General features: G+C 58.0%; 13 protein-coding genes. All 13 read right to left on the bottom strand.

The annotated features are described in order from the left end of the window. Position 1: 1 nt before the first annotated feature. Positions 2 to 1,609 carry a phospholipid carrier-dependent glycosyltransferase gene (locus V6L79_RS14955; protein ID WP_338579079.1) on the bottom strand — a complete coding sequence of 536 codons (1,608 nt, stop codon included), beginning with the start codon at positions 1,607 to 1,609 and terminating at the stop codon, positions 2 to 4. 74 nt (positions 1,610 to 1,683) lie between these two features. Further along, entirely contained in the window at positions 1,684 to 3,042 is a 1,359-nt protein-coding gene (locus V6L79_RS14960; protein WP_338579080.1) for a UDP-glucose/GDP-mannose dehydrogenase family protein, read from the bottom strand. Then, positions 3,039 to 3,446, bottom strand: a complete 408-nt coding sequence (arnF, locus tag V6L79_RS14965; protein WP_261742260.1) for a 4-amino-4-deoxy-L-arabinose-phosphoundecaprenol flippase subunit ArnF — start codon at positions 3,444 to 3,446, stop codon at positions 3,039 to 3,041. The genes V6L79_RS14960 and arnF overlap by 4 nt, the downstream gene beginning before the upstream one ends. After that, positions 3,443 to 3,787, bottom strand: a complete 345-nt coding sequence (gene arnE / locus V6L79_RS14970) for a 4-amino-4-deoxy-L-arabinose-phosphoundecaprenol flippase subunit ArnE (protein WP_261742261.1) — start codon at positions 3,785 to 3,787, stop codon at positions 3,443 to 3,445. Before arnE ends, arnF begins: the two co-directional genes overlap by 4 nt. Continuing rightward, positions 3,784 to 5,433, bottom strand: coding sequence for a lipid IV(A) 4-amino-4-deoxy-L-arabinosyltransferase (gene arnT, locus V6L79_RS14975; RefSeq protein ID WP_261742262.1), 1,650 nt, complete (start codon positions 5,431 to 5,433; stop codon positions 3,784 to 3,786). Before arnT ends, arnE begins: the two co-directional genes overlap by 4 nt. Further along, positions 5,430 to 6,314: a 4-deoxy-4-formamido-L-arabinose-phosphoundecaprenol deformylase gene (gene arnD, locus V6L79_RS14980; RefSeq protein WP_338579081.1), complete on the bottom strand. Its 885-nt coding sequence runs from the start codon at positions 6,312 to 6,314 to the stop codon at positions 5,430 to 5,432. Before arnD ends, arnT begins: the two co-directional genes overlap by 4 nt. After that, on the bottom strand, positions 6,314 to 8,305 hold the full coding sequence (arnA, locus tag V6L79_RS14985) for a bifunctional UDP-4-amino-4-deoxy-L-arabinose formyltransferase/UDP-glucuronic acid oxidase ArnA (protein WP_261742264.1): 1,992 nt from the start codon (positions 8,303 to 8,305) through the stop codon (positions 6,314 to 6,316). The genes arnD and arnA overlap by 1 nt, the downstream gene beginning before the upstream one ends. After that, complete coding sequence (gene arnC, locus V6L79_RS14990) at positions 8,302 to 9,315, bottom strand: undecaprenyl-phosphate 4-deoxy-4-formamido-L-arabinose transferase (RefSeq protein ID WP_261742265.1); 1,014 nt, start codon at positions 9,313 to 9,315, stop codon at positions 8,302 to 8,304. The genes arnA and arnC overlap by 4 nt, the downstream gene beginning before the upstream one ends. 474 nt (positions 9,316 to 9,789) lie before the next feature. Next, positions 9,790 to 10,614, bottom strand: a complete 825-nt coding sequence (gene efeO / locus V6L79_RS14995) for an iron uptake system protein EfeO (RefSeq protein ID WP_261742266.1) — start codon at positions 10,612 to 10,614, stop codon at positions 9,790 to 9,792. A gap of 26 nt (positions 10,615 to 10,640) precedes the next feature. Beyond that, positions 10,641 to 11,960 carry an iron uptake transporter deferrochelatase/peroxidase subunit gene (gene efeB / locus V6L79_RS15000; protein WP_338579082.1) on the bottom strand — a complete coding sequence of 440 codons (1,320 nt, stop codon included), beginning with the start codon at positions 11,958 to 11,960 and terminating at the stop codon, positions 10,641 to 10,643. A 17-nt stretch (positions 11,961 to 11,977) separates the two neighbouring features. After that, positions 11,978 to 13,171 carry an iron uptake system protein EfeO gene (gene efeO / locus V6L79_RS15005; protein WP_261742268.1) on the bottom strand — a complete coding sequence of 398 codons (1,194 nt, stop codon included), beginning with the start codon at positions 13,169 to 13,171 and terminating at the stop codon, positions 11,978 to 11,980. Positions 13,172 to 13,179: 8 nt separating this feature from the next. After that, complete coding sequence (gene efeU, locus V6L79_RS15010) at positions 13,180 to 14,022, bottom strand: iron uptake transporter permease EfeU (RefSeq protein WP_338579083.1); 843 nt, start codon at positions 14,020 to 14,022, stop codon at positions 13,180 to 13,182. 260 nt (positions 14,023 to 14,282) lie between these two features. Continuing rightward, on the bottom strand, positions 14,283 to 15,281 hold the full coding sequence (locus tag V6L79_RS15015) for a DNA-binding protein (RefSeq protein ID WP_261742270.1): 999 nt from the start codon (positions 15,279 to 15,281) through the stop codon (positions 14,283 to 14,285). Positions 15,282 to 15,326: the final 45 nt, after the last annotated feature.

The following is a 15,326-nucleotide window of genomic DNA, read 5'->3' on the forward strand; positions in this document are numbered from 1 at the left end:
ATCAAGGCAGATGCAGCAACACGTAATCGTTCTTGTCGAAACGCCCGCTGAGTGCCGGAGCCATGTTGCCCAGCTCGCTGCCTTGCAAGGCCTGATAGTCCTTGCGGTCCATGACGATCCAGACCGGAGATGGCAATGCTGTCAGCTCGGCGGGCGATTGGGTGAACAGCGGCAGCAGATCGCGGTCAACGTTGACCATGAACTTGATCGCCTTCGCATCCTTGCCCATGCCGTGCAGCACCACAGGAGCCGGTGCCTGATCGATCAGTTGCATAGCCTTTAAAGTAAAGGTGCGGGTGTCATACAGGCTGCGTTCAGCGGGTTCAAACACCGTGATATAGCTGCTCCACAGTGCCAGTACCGCACACGCCGCCAGTCCTGCAACCCGCCATTGGGCCTTGAACAGCAGGCCCAGGGCCAGAACTTGCAGTACCGCGAGGATGACGAAAGTAGCAGTCAATGACGGCAGCTGTTCGCCAAACCGCTGGCGTACCACCACCAGACCGACAATCAGCAAGCCTGGCAGCAGCAAGAACAGGCCTTGAATCAACCCGCGCAAGACGCCAAACACCCGTCCGCTCATGACCTGAAACTGATACGCCGCAATGATGGCCGCCATCGGCAACATGGGCAGCAGATAGCGGGCTTTTTTCGCCTGGGGAATCGACAGCCCGATCATCACCACCAGAGCAGCTGCAACGCAATATTTGACCAGTTGCAAGGCTGGCCCCGACTGCTTGCGCCCGGCAACCAGAATCGCCACCAGCACTACAACGGCTAGCGGATAGGCCAGCGCATAGTTGCCCATCGAGCTGGTGAAGTAATACAGCACGCTGCTCGCGCCTTCAGTGCCGTCCATGCGCCCGGTAACTTGCATGCGGATCACTTCGTGGACAAAGGCTTCGCCACCACTGAGCCAGGCCAACATCAGCAATGTGCCAATGCACAGCACCAGCAGTGCCAGCGCTTGCAGCCCAAAGCTGATCAGGCGGCGCCACTGGCCGTTGAGCAGGTAGTAACTGCACAGAATGCCGGTAGGGATCACCAGGCCGATCGGGCCGCGAATGGCAAACCCCAGCACCAGCAGGGCCAGTAGCCAGAAATGACGGCGTGGCGTGCCAAAGTGATCGTGGGAGTAGGCCAGGTAAAATGCACTGAAGCTCACGGCTGCAAGCATTTGGTCCAGCGAAACAGCCCGGGTTTCGGTGATAAAGGTCATGCTCAGTAACAGCAAGGCCACGCTGACCAGCGCCCAGGTTGTCGATTGTGGCGCAACCAGGCGGTACATCAACGTCACCAGCGTTGCGCTGGCAATGGCCGTTGGTAGCCATGCAGTCAGGCTGGTGACTTTGCCAAAGGGCAGCGCCAGTAACCAGGTAAATACCGTGGAAGTAGCGCTGTAGTCCGCATAGGGTTGGCCATAGGTGGTCGGGAAAAAACCGGGGCCATGGCGCAGCATTTCGTTGGCAAACATGACAAAGCGCGAATCAAAGCCTATCGCCGCCTCTTGATGGTTGCCCAGGATAAACAGCAGCAAAGCGAATGCACCCAGAATCAGGGATTGCCTGCGCAGGGTGAGCAAAGCTGTGTCGTTGAAGTCGGCAGGCATCTCGAGTCTCCTTGACTCATCAGGGCGCATAAAAAAGCGCCGCCACTGTTACCAATGGCGGCGCTGTTAGATCATTAAATGGCTGTTGAACCTACCGGCAAGTTGCACGACTCACCCCGGCCCATCGGGAAGTATTGCAGGCCGACCTTGGCCAGACGCTCGCCTTCATACAGGTTGCGGCCGTCGAAAATCACCGGAGTGTTCAGGCGCTGTTTGATCAGGTCAAAATCCGGCGCCTTGAATTGTTGCCACTCGGTACACACGATCAACGCATCTGCGCCGTTGAGGGTCGACTCCGGGGTGCCCATCAGGCTCAGGCGTGGCTCATCGCCGTACAGACGCTGGGTTTCCTGCATGGCTTCGGGGTCAAAAGCGCGCACATCGGCACCGGCTGCCCACAGGGCTTCCATCAGCACACGGCTCGGCGCGTCGCGCATGTCGTCGGTGTTGGGTTTGAATGCCAGGCCCCACAGAGCAAACGTCTTGCCTTTGAGGTCACCCTTGAAAAATGCATTGATGCGATCGAACAGCTTGTGTTTCTGACGTTCGTTGATCGCTTCGACCGCTTGCAGCAAGTCGCTCGAACAATTGACCTGCTGGGCACTGTGGATCAGCGCGCGCATGTCTTTAGGGAAGCACGAACCGCCGTAGCCGCAGCCAGGGTAGATAAAGTGATAACCAATGCGCGTGTCGGCGCCAATACCCAGACGCACGGCTTCGATATCCGCCCCCAGGTGTTCGGCCAGTTCGGCAATCTGGTTGATAAAGCTGATTTTGGTCGCAAGCATGCAGTTGGCAGCGTACTTGGTCAGCTCTGCGCTGCGCAGGTCCATGAAAATAATGCGGTCATGGTTGCGGTTGAACGGCGCATACAGGTCACGCATGACCTCGCGCACTTCTTCGCGGGCGCAGCCAATGATGATGCGGTCCGGGCGGCGGCAGTCGGTAACTGCCGAGCCTTCCTTGAGGAATTCGGGGTTGGATACCACGTCAAATTGCAACGAGCGCCCGGCCAGATCCAGGGCCTGGTTGATATGCGCAGTCAGTGCGTCGCCGGTGCCCACGGGAACGGTGGATTTCTCGACCAGAATCAGTGGTTCCTTGCGGTGGCGGGCAACCGCATCACCCACAGAGAACACCTGGCCCAGGTCAGCCGAACCGTCTTCGCTCGGGGGCGTACCTACAGCGATAAACAGTACCTGGCCGTGTTCAACGGCGAGTTTTTCATCGCTGGTAAAACGCAGGCGTTTGCTTTCAAGGTTTTCACGCACCAGGCTGGAAAGGCCGGGCTCAAAAATGCTGACGTGACCTTGCTGCAGCAACTCGACCTTTTTCTGGTCAATGTCCATGCAGATTACGTCGTGGCCGACTTCCGCCAATACCGTCGCCTGCACCAGGCCTACATAACCACTACCAAATACACTGATTTTCATGCGCAGTTCCTGGAACTTGGGGTACGTCGAGAGTTGATCGTAAGCACCCCTAGAATGACCAGCGTCACACCAAGGGTTTTTGAAAGGGTGAAGCTTTCATGGAATACCGGCAGGCTTGCAGCCAGCAGATAAACCAGTGCGTAACTGATGCTTAACAGCGAATAGGCGCGGCCCAACGGCAAATCGCGCAGAGCCAGCAGCCAGCACAGCATCGACAAGGCATAAGCAGCAATTGCCGCAAGCACCACGGCCAATGCCGATATTGATACTTCGCCCTGACTGATTGCACTCACCCATTGGGCAGGCTCCGGCAAGCGGGTCATGCTCCAGCGCATACCCAGTTGGGCAGAACTGACCAGCAACACGCTGCCCGAAGCAAAGATAAATCCACGGCGCAGGCTCATGCGTGTTGCCCCAGTAAAACCACCCCGGCAATGACCAGTCCAACACCCACCCAATGACGCAGGTCGATGGTTTCTTTAAACAGGTAGCGGGCGACCAGAGTGATCAACACAAAATTGAGGCTGAGCATCGGGTAAGCAATCCCGACCTCCAGCCGTTGCAATACCAGCAACCACACCAGCAAACCGAGACCCAGACACAGCAGTGCCAGCCATAACCAAGGGGAGCGCAGTTTTTGCGCTACCCCGGTGTCGATTCCGCGCCAGCCCTCGACGGCATACTTCTGGGCGATCTGGCCGGCGCAAGTCAACAGGCAAGCCAGCAGTAGCAGGGTCAAGGTCATGGAGTGATCTGCGGGAATATCAGAATCACCATATTGCCTTCGTCATAACGCTGGGCATCTTTGGGCAGCTCGTCCATTTCATGGCTTTCATCGCTGTCCTTGACCCGCATTACCACGCCTACAGGACCTTGGCGTCGTGCGTCGGTCATCCATTGGCCAATCTGATCCAGGCCAATGCTTTTGCCTTTGGCATCGTCATAGGTCAGGCCGTATTTGACCTCGCCCTGGGTGTTGTAAAGCGTCACGTCCGGACGACGCAGGCGCCAGGCCAGGGCAGAAGCCGCACCCAGGTCGTTGCTGAGAAAGGTTTTGGCCTGGGCCAGTTCGTCGATGTGTTCAAGGATGAACTGGTCGGGCATTTTGTTGTGCACCACGCTGGTCGGCATAGCCGCAGGCAGCGCAAGTACCAGCACGCCCATGGCCACGGCAGGGGCTGCCCACATTTTCAGCGGTTTGGACAAGGTCAGCAGGCCGGTCACGATCCAGGTCAGCAGCACCACGACCAACAGCGCCATGTGCTGCGGCTCGTTGTCATAGAACGGCTTTTTGATCTGGAAGTAGACCAGCGCCAGCAATGCCGCGCCGCCGACCAACAGATTGACCAGCCCGTTAACGCGCAAGGCGCCAGTTTTGGCCTGCTCGACACGTTGCATCATCGCGTGGCCCAGCAGCAGTGCCAGCGGCAGCATGCACGGCATGATATAGGTCGGCAGTTTGCCCTTGCTCAGGCTGAACAAGCCCAGTGGCAGCAACAGCCACAGCAGGATGAACACAACGCTGGCATGGCGTTTGTTTTGCCAGGCGTCCTTGAAGGTCGCGGGCAACAAAGCTGCCCACGGCAAGCTGGAGACCACCATCAACGGCAAGTAGAACCACCACGGACGACCGTGCTGGGCATCGTCACCGGCAAAGCGGCGGATATGCTCGTGCCAGAAGAAGAAGCGCCAGTAATCGGGCTCCTGGGCGTGAACCGCGAGCACCCATGGCAGCGAGACGGCAGCGGCGACCAGCATGGCTACCAGGCCATACTTGACCAGTTCCAGAAAGCGTTTTTGCCAAATCATGTAGGGCAGGGCGATCAGAACCGGCAGCAGCAGGGCCAGAAAGCCTTTGGTCATAAAGCCCATGCCGCAGGCAAAACCCAGTACCGCCCAGCTGATCAGGCGATCACGGCGCGAGCGGCTGTCCACGGCAAACCATAGGGCAACCATGCTCAGGTTGACCCACAGAGTGAATTGCGGATCGAGGTTGGAATACCCGGCCTGGCCTGCAATCAGGCCAAAGGTCATGTACACCAGCGCGCAGGCAAAGCTCTTGCGCGGGTCATTCCACAGGCGACGGGCCACGGCATAAGCCAGGAACACGCTCAGGCCGGTGGCGATGGCTGAGGCAATGCGTACGCCAAACAGGTTTTCGCCAAAAATGGCCTGACCGATGGCGATCATCCAGTAGCCGGCAATCGGCTTCTCGAAGTAACGCAAATCCATGAAGTGCGGGGTGATCCAGTTACCGTCGACCAGAATTTGTTGGCCGATTTGTGCGTAGCGCGTTTCGTCAGGAATCCACAGGCCGTGAGTGCCCAGCGGTAGCAGGTAAAACGCGATAAAGGCTAAAACCAGCAGCGGTATCGTCCAGCGCTGAGTCATGGCTTCTGCACTCCCAACCAGCCTTCACGGCCTTCAAGCACGCCGCGACTCAGTTGCCCGGCTGGCAGGCTGTCGAGATCGGCGGGGAGCAAGTCCCGCAGGGGTTGGAAATGAATGTCACGCGCCCGGGCCTGGGCAAGCAATTGACGGAAGTCGTTGGCCATTAGAATCCCTTCTACTTCTGCATGGATGGTGTACGCATTCAGCTTTTGTGGGCTGAAGCGATCAAGAATGAATGAGTTGAAATCGGCGGCACTCAGCTCGGGCCCGACCACTTCATCGAAGGTGGGTAAATCCACAGGGATTTGCGGCGCGCCCAGCCTGCCATCAGCCAACCTTGGCCGAAACAGACTGTGCCCGCGGCAATCACTGTTGTAACGAAAGCCAAAGGTTTCCTTGGCCTGGACTACGCGTTCATCGGCACGCCAGCCTGCGGCGGCCGAACACTCGACGGCTTGCCCGGTGATGTCGCTCAACGTCTCGACACCACGGCGGATCTGCTCGATCAATTTCGCTTCGCTCCAGCGTGCGGTGTTGGCTTGCCAGCCATGGTGATCCCAGGCGTGCAAGCCAACCTCGTGGCCCGCGGCCAGGGTCTGGCGCATCAAGTGCCCCAGATCCTTGCCGATCGGTTTGCCTGGCCAGGCGGTGCCGGCCAGCAAAATATCCCAGCCGTACAGGCTGGCAGCCTTGGAGCGCATCATTTTCCAGAAAAACTGGGGCTTGATCAGCCGCCATAAATGGCGGCCCATGTTGTCCGGCCCCACGCTGAAAAAAAACGTGGCTTTGATCTGGGCTTCGTCGAGCAGTTCGAGTAACCGTGGAACCCCCTCACGGGTTCCACGGTACGTGTCGACATCAATACGTAGTCCAGCTTGCATCAGCGTTTTTCCGCGATTTCTACCATGGCTTCACGCAGGAAGAAGTCCAGGGTCTTGCCAATGGTTTCGCTCAGCTCGGTGGTGGGTGTCCAGTCGATCAGACGACGGGCGTTTTCAACACTTGGTTTACGATGGCTCACGTCCTGGTAGCCGGTACCGTAGAACGACTGGCTTTCTACGTCGCGGAAACCGGCAAACGGAGGGAAGTTGGCACGCAGTGGATGCGCTTCGAACTGACGCAGCAACTCTTCACCCAGTTGACGAATGCTGGCTTCGTTATCCGGGTTACCGATGTTGATGATCTGGCCGTCGCACTTGCCACCCTTGTTGTCGATGATGCGTGCCAGAGCTTCGATACCGTCGGCCACGTCTGTGAAGCAGCGTTTTTGTTCGCCGCCGTCAACCAGACGGATCGGGGTGCCTTCCACCAGGTGCAGGATCAGTTGAGTGATCGCACGCGAGCTGCCAACCCGTGCCGAATCCAGACGGTCAAGGCGTGGGCCCATCCAGTTGAACGGACGGAACAGGGTGAATTTCAGGCCCTTCTGGCCGTAGGCCCAGATAACGCGGTCAAGCAGTTGCTTGGAGACCGAGTAGATCCAGCGTTGCTTGTTGATCGGGCCAACGATCAGGTTGGAGGTGTCTTCGTCGAAGTTCTTGTCCTGGCACATGCCATACACTTCGGACGTGGACGGGAAGATCACGCGCTTGTTGTATTTGACGCAGTAGCGCACCAGCTTGAGGTTTTCCTCGAAGTCCAGTTCGAATACGCGCAATGGGTTGCGGGTGTATTCGATAGGCGTCGCGATGGCCACCAGCGGCAGAACCACGTCGCATTTCTTGATGTGGTATTCGATCCACTCGGTGTGGATGCTGATGTCGCCTTCCACGAAGTGGAAGTTGGGATTGCTGCGCAGGCGCTCGATGGCGTCGGAGCCGATGTCCAGGCCATACACTTCGTACTGGTCGTCTTGCAGCAGACGTTCGGACAAGTGGTTACCGATAAAGCCGTTTACGCCCAGGATCAGGACGCGGGTACGACGTGCCGGGCGACCGGACTCGCTGCCACGCAGGCGCGAACCTTCAACCAGACCCAGTTCGCGGGCCAGTTGCGGGCCGCTCAGGTACAGGCCGTTGTCGTTGCGCTGACCGGCAGTGATCAGCAGGGAATCTTGAGCGCAGGCAATGCGCAGTGGGTCGCAGCTGATGACCTGGCCAGGTGCAAGGCCCTCATTGCCGGCAACCACTTCGGCGCCCCAGACAATCAGTTTGTGCTCGCCCACGGCGCAGAAAGCGCCCGGGTACGGCTGGGTAACGGCACGCACCAGGTTGAACAGTTCTTCGGCCGGGCGAGTCCATTGCAGCAGGCCGTCAGCCGGGGTGCGGCGACCGAAGTAGGTGGCCTTGGATTCGTCTTGCGCAGTTTCGGTCAGCTTGCCCTGAGGCAGCAATGGCAAGGCTTCGGCAAGCAGTTGAGCGGCGGTTTCGCGCAGCTTGGCGTGCAGGCTCAGTGCGGTGTCCGAGCGCTCGATGCTGATGCGCTGCTGAGCCAGAATGTCGCCTGCGTCAGCACGCTTGACCATGCGGTGCAGGGTGACGCCGGTTTCGGTTTCGCCGTTGACCAGTACCCAGTTGGCTGGTGCGCGACCACGATAACGCGGCAGCAACGAGCCATGCAGGTTGAAAGCACCTTTGCTGACGCTGGCCAGCAGTTCTTCGCCCAGCAGGTGGCGGTAGTAGAACGAGAAGATGTAATCGGCGTTCAGCTTGCGAATGCGCTCGATCCACAGTGGGTGGTTAGCGTCTTCCGGTGCGTGAACCGGGATACCTTTACGGGCACACAGTTGGGCGACCGAGCCGTAAAAGTTATTTTCCTTGGGGTCGTCAGCATGGGTAAATACAGCTGCAATTTCGTAGCCTGCATTGAGCAAGGCTTCGATGCCTGTGCAGCCAATATCGTGATAGGCGAAAACAACGGCTTTCAAACTCATGATTGGACCTGTGTCGAAGTAGAAGAAGTCGAGTTGCAAGTTGAAACAGTGGACGTCGAAGATTCGGCTCGAACAATTTTTTCAATGAAAAACCGTGGTCGTGCACGCACATCGCTGTACATGCGGCCCAAGTACTCACCCAAAAGGCCCATGCCGATAAATTGGCCGCCGGTAAACACGAAGAGCACCGCAAACAGTACAAAAGTACCGTCGCCGGCCCAGCTTGCACCGAAGATCAGGCGCAGCATGATCAGCGCAATCGCGAACACGACGCCAAGGGCAGCCATGCTGAAGCCGATAATGCTCAGCAAGCGCAAAGGCGTGGTGGTCATGCAAGTGATCAGGTCAAACATCAGGTTGATCAGGCGCATCGGGCTGTACTTGGAGTCGCCGTGCTCGCGCTCGGCATGCTCGACCAGCACTTCAGTGGTATGGCGGGCAAAGCTGTTGGCCAGAATCGGGATAAAAGTACTGCGCTCACGGCAGGCGAGCATGGCGTCGACGATGCTGCGGCGGTAAGCGCGCAGCATGCAGCCGTAGTCGCTCATGGCAACCCCGGTGGAGCGTTGCACGGCCAGGTTGATCAGGCGTGAAGGCCAGCGGCGCCAGGCAGAGTCCTGGCGGTTGTTGCGTACGGTGCCGACCACGTCGTAACCCAGTGCTGCCTGCGCAACCAGTCGCGGGATTTCTTCTGGCGGGTTTTGCAGGTCGGCGTCGAGGGTGATGACCACATCGCCCTTGGAGTGCTCGAAGCCGGCCATGATCGCGGCATGTTGCCCGTAGTTGCGGTTGAGGATAACCGCGACCACATGGCTGCCTTCACGCTCAGCGGCCTCTTGCAGGATTTGCGCCGAGTTGTCACGGCTGCCGTCATCGACCAGCACGATTTCGTAGGCTTGGCTCAGTTGTGCGCAGGCAGCTTCAGTGCGGCGCAACAGTTCTGGCAGGCTCTGTTCTTCGTTGTAGACCGGAATGACGATCGACACACACTGGATTGGGTAAGGTTTCAAAGTATTCGTTCCAGTCAGTTTCATTGGCACAAGACGACATGTCTAAGTCAACCTGGTTAAAGCGCACTGTAAGGACTCGCGCCCGCTCCCAGTAAAGCCTATTACTGACAAAGGTAAAGTCACTCGATTGTGTTATCTACATGATTTTCTTGATAACTCTATGGGCTTTGCCATTTGAGATAGTGCATACGTTAAACGCCTCCTTGTGAAAAACCTATGAAAGTTGGATCAACAGTGCATGTTTTCCAGCTGCTAGACAGGTGCTATTCAGGAAAGTATTTGCAGCTCCCGAACAGTATTTGCACAGATGATAATGTTTCTCCTGGATAACAAGCTTCTTACAGTAGAGAAATGACTTTGAACAGTGATGCACGGCAAGAAGCAAGTTTGCGGGGGGGCGTACGAGGTAAATGCTGCGGCGCCAACCTGTGGGTATGTGACGCGTATCACATTGGCTGGCGCCGTCGATAAACTTTAGTTCAGGCCCAACTTGCCGCGCAGGGTCGACAAGTCTTCAGCCAAGGTGTTGACCGGGCCGACCAGTGCCTTGCGGTCGTTTTCCTTGACCTTGTCGTAGGTTTCAAAGCCACCGTCGGCAGTTTTGTACTTGGCCAGGATCTTGTTCACCGTGGCGAAGTTTTTATCCACCTTGGCGGCAAAGGCTTTGTCGTTCTGTTCTATTTGCGTGCGGAACAGATCGAAGATCTTTTTCGCGCCATCTACGTTGCCTTGAAAGTCGTAGAGATCGGTGTGGCTATAGCGGTCCTCCTCGCCGGAAATCTTGGTCGCGGCCACTTCTTCCATCAAGGCGGCAGCGCCACCGACGACTTTTTCGGGCGGGAAGGTCAGTCCGGCGACTCGGGCTTGCAGGTCCTTGACGTCTTTGTTCAGGCCGTCGGCCAGTTGATCAAGGCCCTGGGTGCTGTTCTCGGAGAACAGGCTGTATTCGATGCGGTGAAAGCCGGTGAAGTCAGGTGCCGTTACGCCTTTTTCATGATCGTCGACCCGTGAGTCGATGGAGGCGTCGAGGTCGCTGAACAGTTCGGCAATCGGCTCGATCGACTCATAGTAGACGCGGGTCGGGGCGTAGAGTTTTTTGGCTGTGGCCAGATCACCCTTTTTTACGGCGTCGGTGAATTTTTGCGTGTTGCTGGCCAGCTCATCCAGTTGCTCGGTGACGTAAATCTTATAGTCCGAAACAGGTTGCACCAAATCCAGTGGAGCGGTTGCCGCCAATACCGGGAGCGGGGTGTGGAGCAAGCCTAGGGCCAGGAACAGTGCGAGCGGCGTCTTCTTCATGGGACTCTTTCCGGTTGGGTTGAGGTTCAGGTGCGGGTAAGGGGGGTGGCTGCATCGAGCAATGAACGGCCAATAAAGTCCTGGTTGTCGCGAACGCCCGGCAGGGTGAAGAAGTAGCCGCCGCCCACGGGCTTGAGGTATTCCTCCAGTGGCTCGCCGTTGAGGCGGGTTTGCACGGCAATAAAGCCTTGTTCCAGATCGCGCTGGTAACAGATAAACAGCAGGCCCATGTCCAGCTGGCCGTTTTTGTTGACGCCATTGGAGTAGTTGAATGGCCGGCGCAGGATCAAGCTGTTGCGCGTTTGCGCGGTGCGCGGGTTGGCCAAGCGAATGTGGGCGTCCATTTTGGTGATTTTGCCGTGGGGGTCCTTGCTGTAGTCCGGGACCTCGGTTTCGCGACTGCCGTCCATGGGTGCGCCGGTGGCCTTGTTGCGACCGAAGATGCTTTCCTGTTCTTGCAGTGGCGTGCGATCCCAGCGCTCGACAAAGTTGCGGATGATGCGCACTGCCTGATAGCTGCCGTTGACTGCCCAGGCGGGCTCGTCGCTACCGGACTGCACCCAGACAATCTGGTTCATCGTGGTGTCGTTGTTGGAGTCGGGGTTGGCCGAGCCATCGCGAAAGCCTAGGAAGTTGCGTGCGCTCTGCGCTGGTTCGCCAGGCTTGGCGGGAGCTTGTGGTGGTACGGTGCCTTCCTGCTTCCAACGTACCAACAACAAGTCAGGCAGATTTTTTACGATATCGCGCAGGGCGTGAATATTGGTGTCGGCGGTATTGGCGCAAAATTGCAGGCTCAAATCGCCATGGCACTGCGCAGGCTCCAGTGCGTCGTTGGGGAAGCCTTGCATGCGACTCAGGCGTTTGGGTTTGACTGATGTCAGGCCGAAACGCTCATCAAACAGCGATTCGCCTACCGAGACTGTGACGGTCAGGTTATCCGGGGTTACAACCGGGCCGAGAATCCCGGAGTCAACCGGTGGCAACTTGGGATCTATCTGGGGGACTGCACCGCCCTTCATCAAGAAGGCAATGCGTTCATTCAGGGTGCGAAACAAGCGCTCCAGGTCTTGCCGGTCGCTGGCCAGCACATCAAAGGCCACCAGCATGCCCGCGGCCGGGCGCGGGGTGACAATGCCATTTTGGTGTTGGGCGTGAAAAACGTGATGGTCTTGGGTCTTGTCACTGCTGGGCGCTTGGGTCACTTGCGCGCTGGCCGGGTTGCCCGCAGCCAGCGCTGGGCAGCTCAGGGCGCCACCGGCCAGTGCAGCCCCCGCGACCCCCATGCCCATCAGGATGCGGCGGCGTTGCAGGTTGAAGGAGTCCGGGTTGTGTTCTGAATCGCTCATATGCGTCTCGTCTGCAATTACAGGCCGCTAAGGCCGAGGGCGGGATCGATTCCATCGAGTGCATCGGCCAGAACCTTGGCCTTGTTACTGATTTGTTGGCGTTGTTCGGAACTGACCGTGTCGTAGGTGCGGTAGCCCTGTGCGGTTTTCAGACCATTGAGCTCGGCCTCAAGCGAGGTACTGGCGCTGTCTATGCTGTGCAGTAGATCGGCATTTTTCCTGGCCAGCAGTGGGCGCAGCAGGTCAACCACCTTGCGCGCAACTTCAAGATTGGCGGCAAAGCCGCTGAGGTCGATATGGCTGTAGCGTTCCTCTTCGCCGCTGTTGGCGCGAGTGTCGGCCAAGTTGTGGAGGGTGCGCGCAACAATGCTCACCAGTTGCTCGGGGGGCAGCGATTGCGCCAGTAACTGTTGCTTGAGTTGTATGGCATTGGCTTGCAGTTGTTGGGCAACAGGTATCAGGCCCTGGGTGCTGCGTTGATCGAACAGGCCGTATTCCAGGCGATGGAAGCCGGTGAAGCCCGGGTCCTGCTCGCGTTTTTCGAAATAGTCGGCACGCGCGTTGATCGCGTTATCCAGTTCGGCGAGGCGCTGTGCTGCCGGAGCCAGGCGCTGATAGGCCTCGCGGGCGGGAATATATAAAGCCTGCGCCTGCACCAGGTCATCGGCGGCAATGGCCTGCGACAGTGCGTCAACGGCCTTGATCAGTGCGCTGCCCTGGCTGCTCAGGTACACCCGGAACTCCGACAGCGGGCCGATAAACGCTACCATTGACGGTCGCGCATTGGCGCGGGCTTCGGACTCTGCGGTGGGTGTTACGTGCAATGTGCCGCGGGGGTTGCTGAGCAGCCCGCAAGTGATGGCGTAATCACCTGGAGCCAGGGTTGCGTTAATTACTTGGCTCAGCCCAGGAGCGATATTCTCACGCTCTTCAACTACCAGTACGCCGTCCAGGATCTCCCATTCAACCGCCCGTTCCGAGGCGTTGACGATACGAAAGCTGTTGAAACCAGCCGGTACGGTCAGTGCATTGGGTTCACAGCTGTGGGGGTGAATGGTCACCGTGACTTCGTTGTTGTGAACCTTGCGTTTGGCCGCAGCCAGTTGCGAGGCGTAGTAAAACAATCCGCCGGCCGCGATCATCACGATCACCGAGCCGGCCACCGCCCAGCGCAAAGCGCGTGGGGGTGTACCGCTTGCAGGGGTAGGCATGTTTGGCCTTATGGGTTTGTTACTGAGGAGGTGTGTGCAGTTTTCGCTGGTGCCGGCGGGCGGAAGAACATTGCCAGGGTTACCACCAGATAAATCACATAGGCACCGAGCACGCTGACGGTTGGCGCATCCTGATAACCGAACATGCCTGCCAGTACCGAGCCCAGGGGGCCGTCCATTGGCAGGTGGGCGCTGATATCGAACACCACGTCTTGTAAGTGATTCCATAGACCGGCTTCATGCAGGGCTTGCACCGAGTTGGCCAAAATTCCTGCGGCAACCACCAGGATGAATAGACCGGTCCAGCGAAAGAACAGACCCAGGTTCAAGCGCATACTGCCGCTGTAAATCGCAAAACCCACGAAAATAGCCAGAATCAGGCCGAGCAGGGCGCCCAGAGGCGCGGCCGGGCCTTCGCTCTGCTGGAATACGGCGAGCAGGAAGAACACCGTTTCGAGCCCTTCGCGGGCGACCGCAAAGAACACCATGGCAATAAGGGCGGTGACTTGATGTTTGGAGCCAGCCAAAGCCTGGTCGAGAGATGTGTGCAGCGAATGTTTGATGGAGCGCGCCACCTTGCGCATCCAGAACACCATCGAGCTGAGAATGCCGACGGCGATCAGGCCGACGATGCCTTCGAACAACTCCTGCTGCTTTTGCGGGAATTCGGCGCTCATTAATTCCAGGCCGCCACCGATCAGCAGCGACAGTGCAGCGGCCAGAAAGACGCCGATCCACACGGCGGGCATCCACTGACCGCGGCCAGTTTGCTTGAGGTAGCTGGCAATGATACCGACGATAAGTGCGGCCTCAATCCCTTCGCGCAGCATGATCAGAAATGGAACCAGCATGGTGAAAGCCCGCGTGATTAATAGTCAGGGGGCTAGTTTGTAACATATTGATACGTATTCCCAAACAGGAATTGATTGCATTAGCTGAACGGTTGCTGAACGAGGATTGCGGATCATTTGTAGCGGCTGCCGAAGGAACGAGGCTGCGTCCGGCGGCGTAGTCGTCGTAAACCCTGAGTACTTGTTTTAACTGGCGCACCGCGGTGTCTGATTTCGCGACGGCTACGCCGCCGGACGCAGCCTCGTTCCTTCGGCAGCTGCTACGGGGCTTTGCTTTCGTCCTCATTCTTATTTCGTGCTTGAAGGCTTTCCAGTGCCGCTTCGGCCTTGATGGCGCGCAGGGCAAGCTCGCTGTTGCTGTGTTGGGTTTCGCTGTGTGCCTGTTTCAAGCCTTCGCTTTCTTGCGTGGCCACACGCAGGCGTTCCTGAAGCAGAGTGCATTCGCTTTGCAGCTTGCTCAGTTGCGCGCTCAACTGTCCGTTGAGATTGCTCAGTTTGTGCTGCTGGTCGTTGGCCTGGTTCAGCTCTTTATTGAGTGCGCGGCTTTCGCTCAGTACGCGTTCGTTGTCGCGATGCAGCTGGGTGATTTCATCCTGGCGTACCAGTGCACTTTGTTGCGCCTGCCGCAGCTCCATCTGCACTTGTTGCAATTGCCCCTCATGGCGCCGCTGATCCTGCTCGCGTTGTTCCTTGACGGCGCTGCGGTAGTGCTCAAGCGCGTCGCGGGCGTGAAGGTGCTTGTCTTCCAGCGAGCGAATCTGCTCGTCACGATCATTGAGGCGTAGCTCAAAGTCGCTGCACGCCTGGTTCAGCGCGGCGTTGCGGGTCTGTTCGGTTTGCAGCATTGAACGAGTGGCTTCAAGGTTGGTGCTTTCCAGGCTCAGTGCCGCGCCTTGAATCTCAAGCTGTTGTTCAAGTTGTGCCTGGGCGTTTTGCGCCTCGCTCAGTTGATCCTGCAACTGGACTTTCAGCTGCTCGTAATGCGCCTGGGCGCGGTCTATAGGCTCTTGCGCCTGTTCCTGCAGGCGCTGAGCGAGGCGGGCCACCAGCTCGGTCAGCTCGTCACCTATCTGTTCTTGAGGTGCGCCACGGCGCGAATCGACCTCGTCCAGCTCTTTAAGGTAGCGATGGATCGTGGTTTTCGATCCGGTATTTCCCATCTCGATACGTACCGCATCAATGCTCGGGTGTTCACCGCGGGCCAGGATCGCCGTGCGTGCAATTTGAACGACCGCCTTGTTTACGCCGCCACGAGCCATGGCTCTCTCCTACGATTATGTACTGTGGTATGTATCATGTAATTA

Origin of the sequence: Pseudomonas sp. ML2-2023-6 (assembly GCF_037055265.1) — a bacterium.
GTDB lineage: Bacteria > Pseudomonadota > Gammaproteobacteria > Pseudomonadales > Pseudomonadaceae > Aquipseudomonas > Aquipseudomonas kulmbachensis.

Excerpts from the sequence above, each read along its gene's own strand:
- arnA (WP_261742264.1), bottom strand. The coding sequence starts at position 8,305 with ATGAGTTTGAAAGCCGTTGTTTTCGCCTATCACGATATTGGCTGCACA.
- arnD (WP_338579081.1), bottom strand. The coding sequence starts at position 6,314 with ATGCAAGCTGGACTACGTATTGATGTCGACACGTACCGTGGAACCCGT.
- efeO (WP_261742268.1), bottom strand. The coding sequence starts at position 13,171 with ATGCCTACCCCTGCAAGCGGTACACCCCCACGCGCTTTGCGCTGGGCG.
- efeO (WP_261742266.1), bottom strand. The coding sequence starts at position 10,614 with ATGAAGAAGACGCCGCTCGCACTGTTCCTGGCCCTAGGCTTGCTCCAC.
- V6L79_RS14960 (WP_338579080.1), bottom strand. The coding sequence starts at position 3,042 with ATGAAAATCAGTGTATTTGGTAGTGGTTATGTAGGCCTGGTGCAGGCG.
- efeU (WP_338579083.1), bottom strand. The coding sequence starts at position 14,022 with ATGCTGGTTCCATTTCTGATCATGCTGCGCGAAGGGATTGAGGCCGCA.
- V6L79_RS14955 (WP_338579079.1), bottom strand. The coding sequence starts at position 1,609 with ATGCCTGCCGACTTCAACGACACAGCTTTGCTCACCCTGCGCAGGCAA.
- V6L79_RS15015 (WP_261742270.1), bottom strand. The coding sequence starts at position 15,281 with ATGGCTCGTGGCGGCGTAAACAAGGCGGTCGTTCAAATTGCACGCACG.
- arnT (WP_261742262.1), bottom strand. The coding sequence starts at position 5,433 with ATGACTCAGCGCTGGACGATACCGCTGCTGGTTTTAGCCTTTATCGCG.
- arnE (WP_261742261.1), bottom strand. The coding sequence starts at position 3,787 with ATGACCTTGACCCTGCTACTGCTGGCTTGCCTGTTGACTTGCGCCGGC.
- efeB (WP_338579082.1), bottom strand. The coding sequence starts at position 11,960 with ATGAGCGATTCAGAACACAACCCGGACTCCTTCAACCTGCAACGCCGC.
- arnF (WP_261742260.1), bottom strand. The coding sequence starts at position 3,446 with ATGAGCCTGCGCCGTGGATTTATCTTTGCTTCGGGCAGCGTGTTGCTG.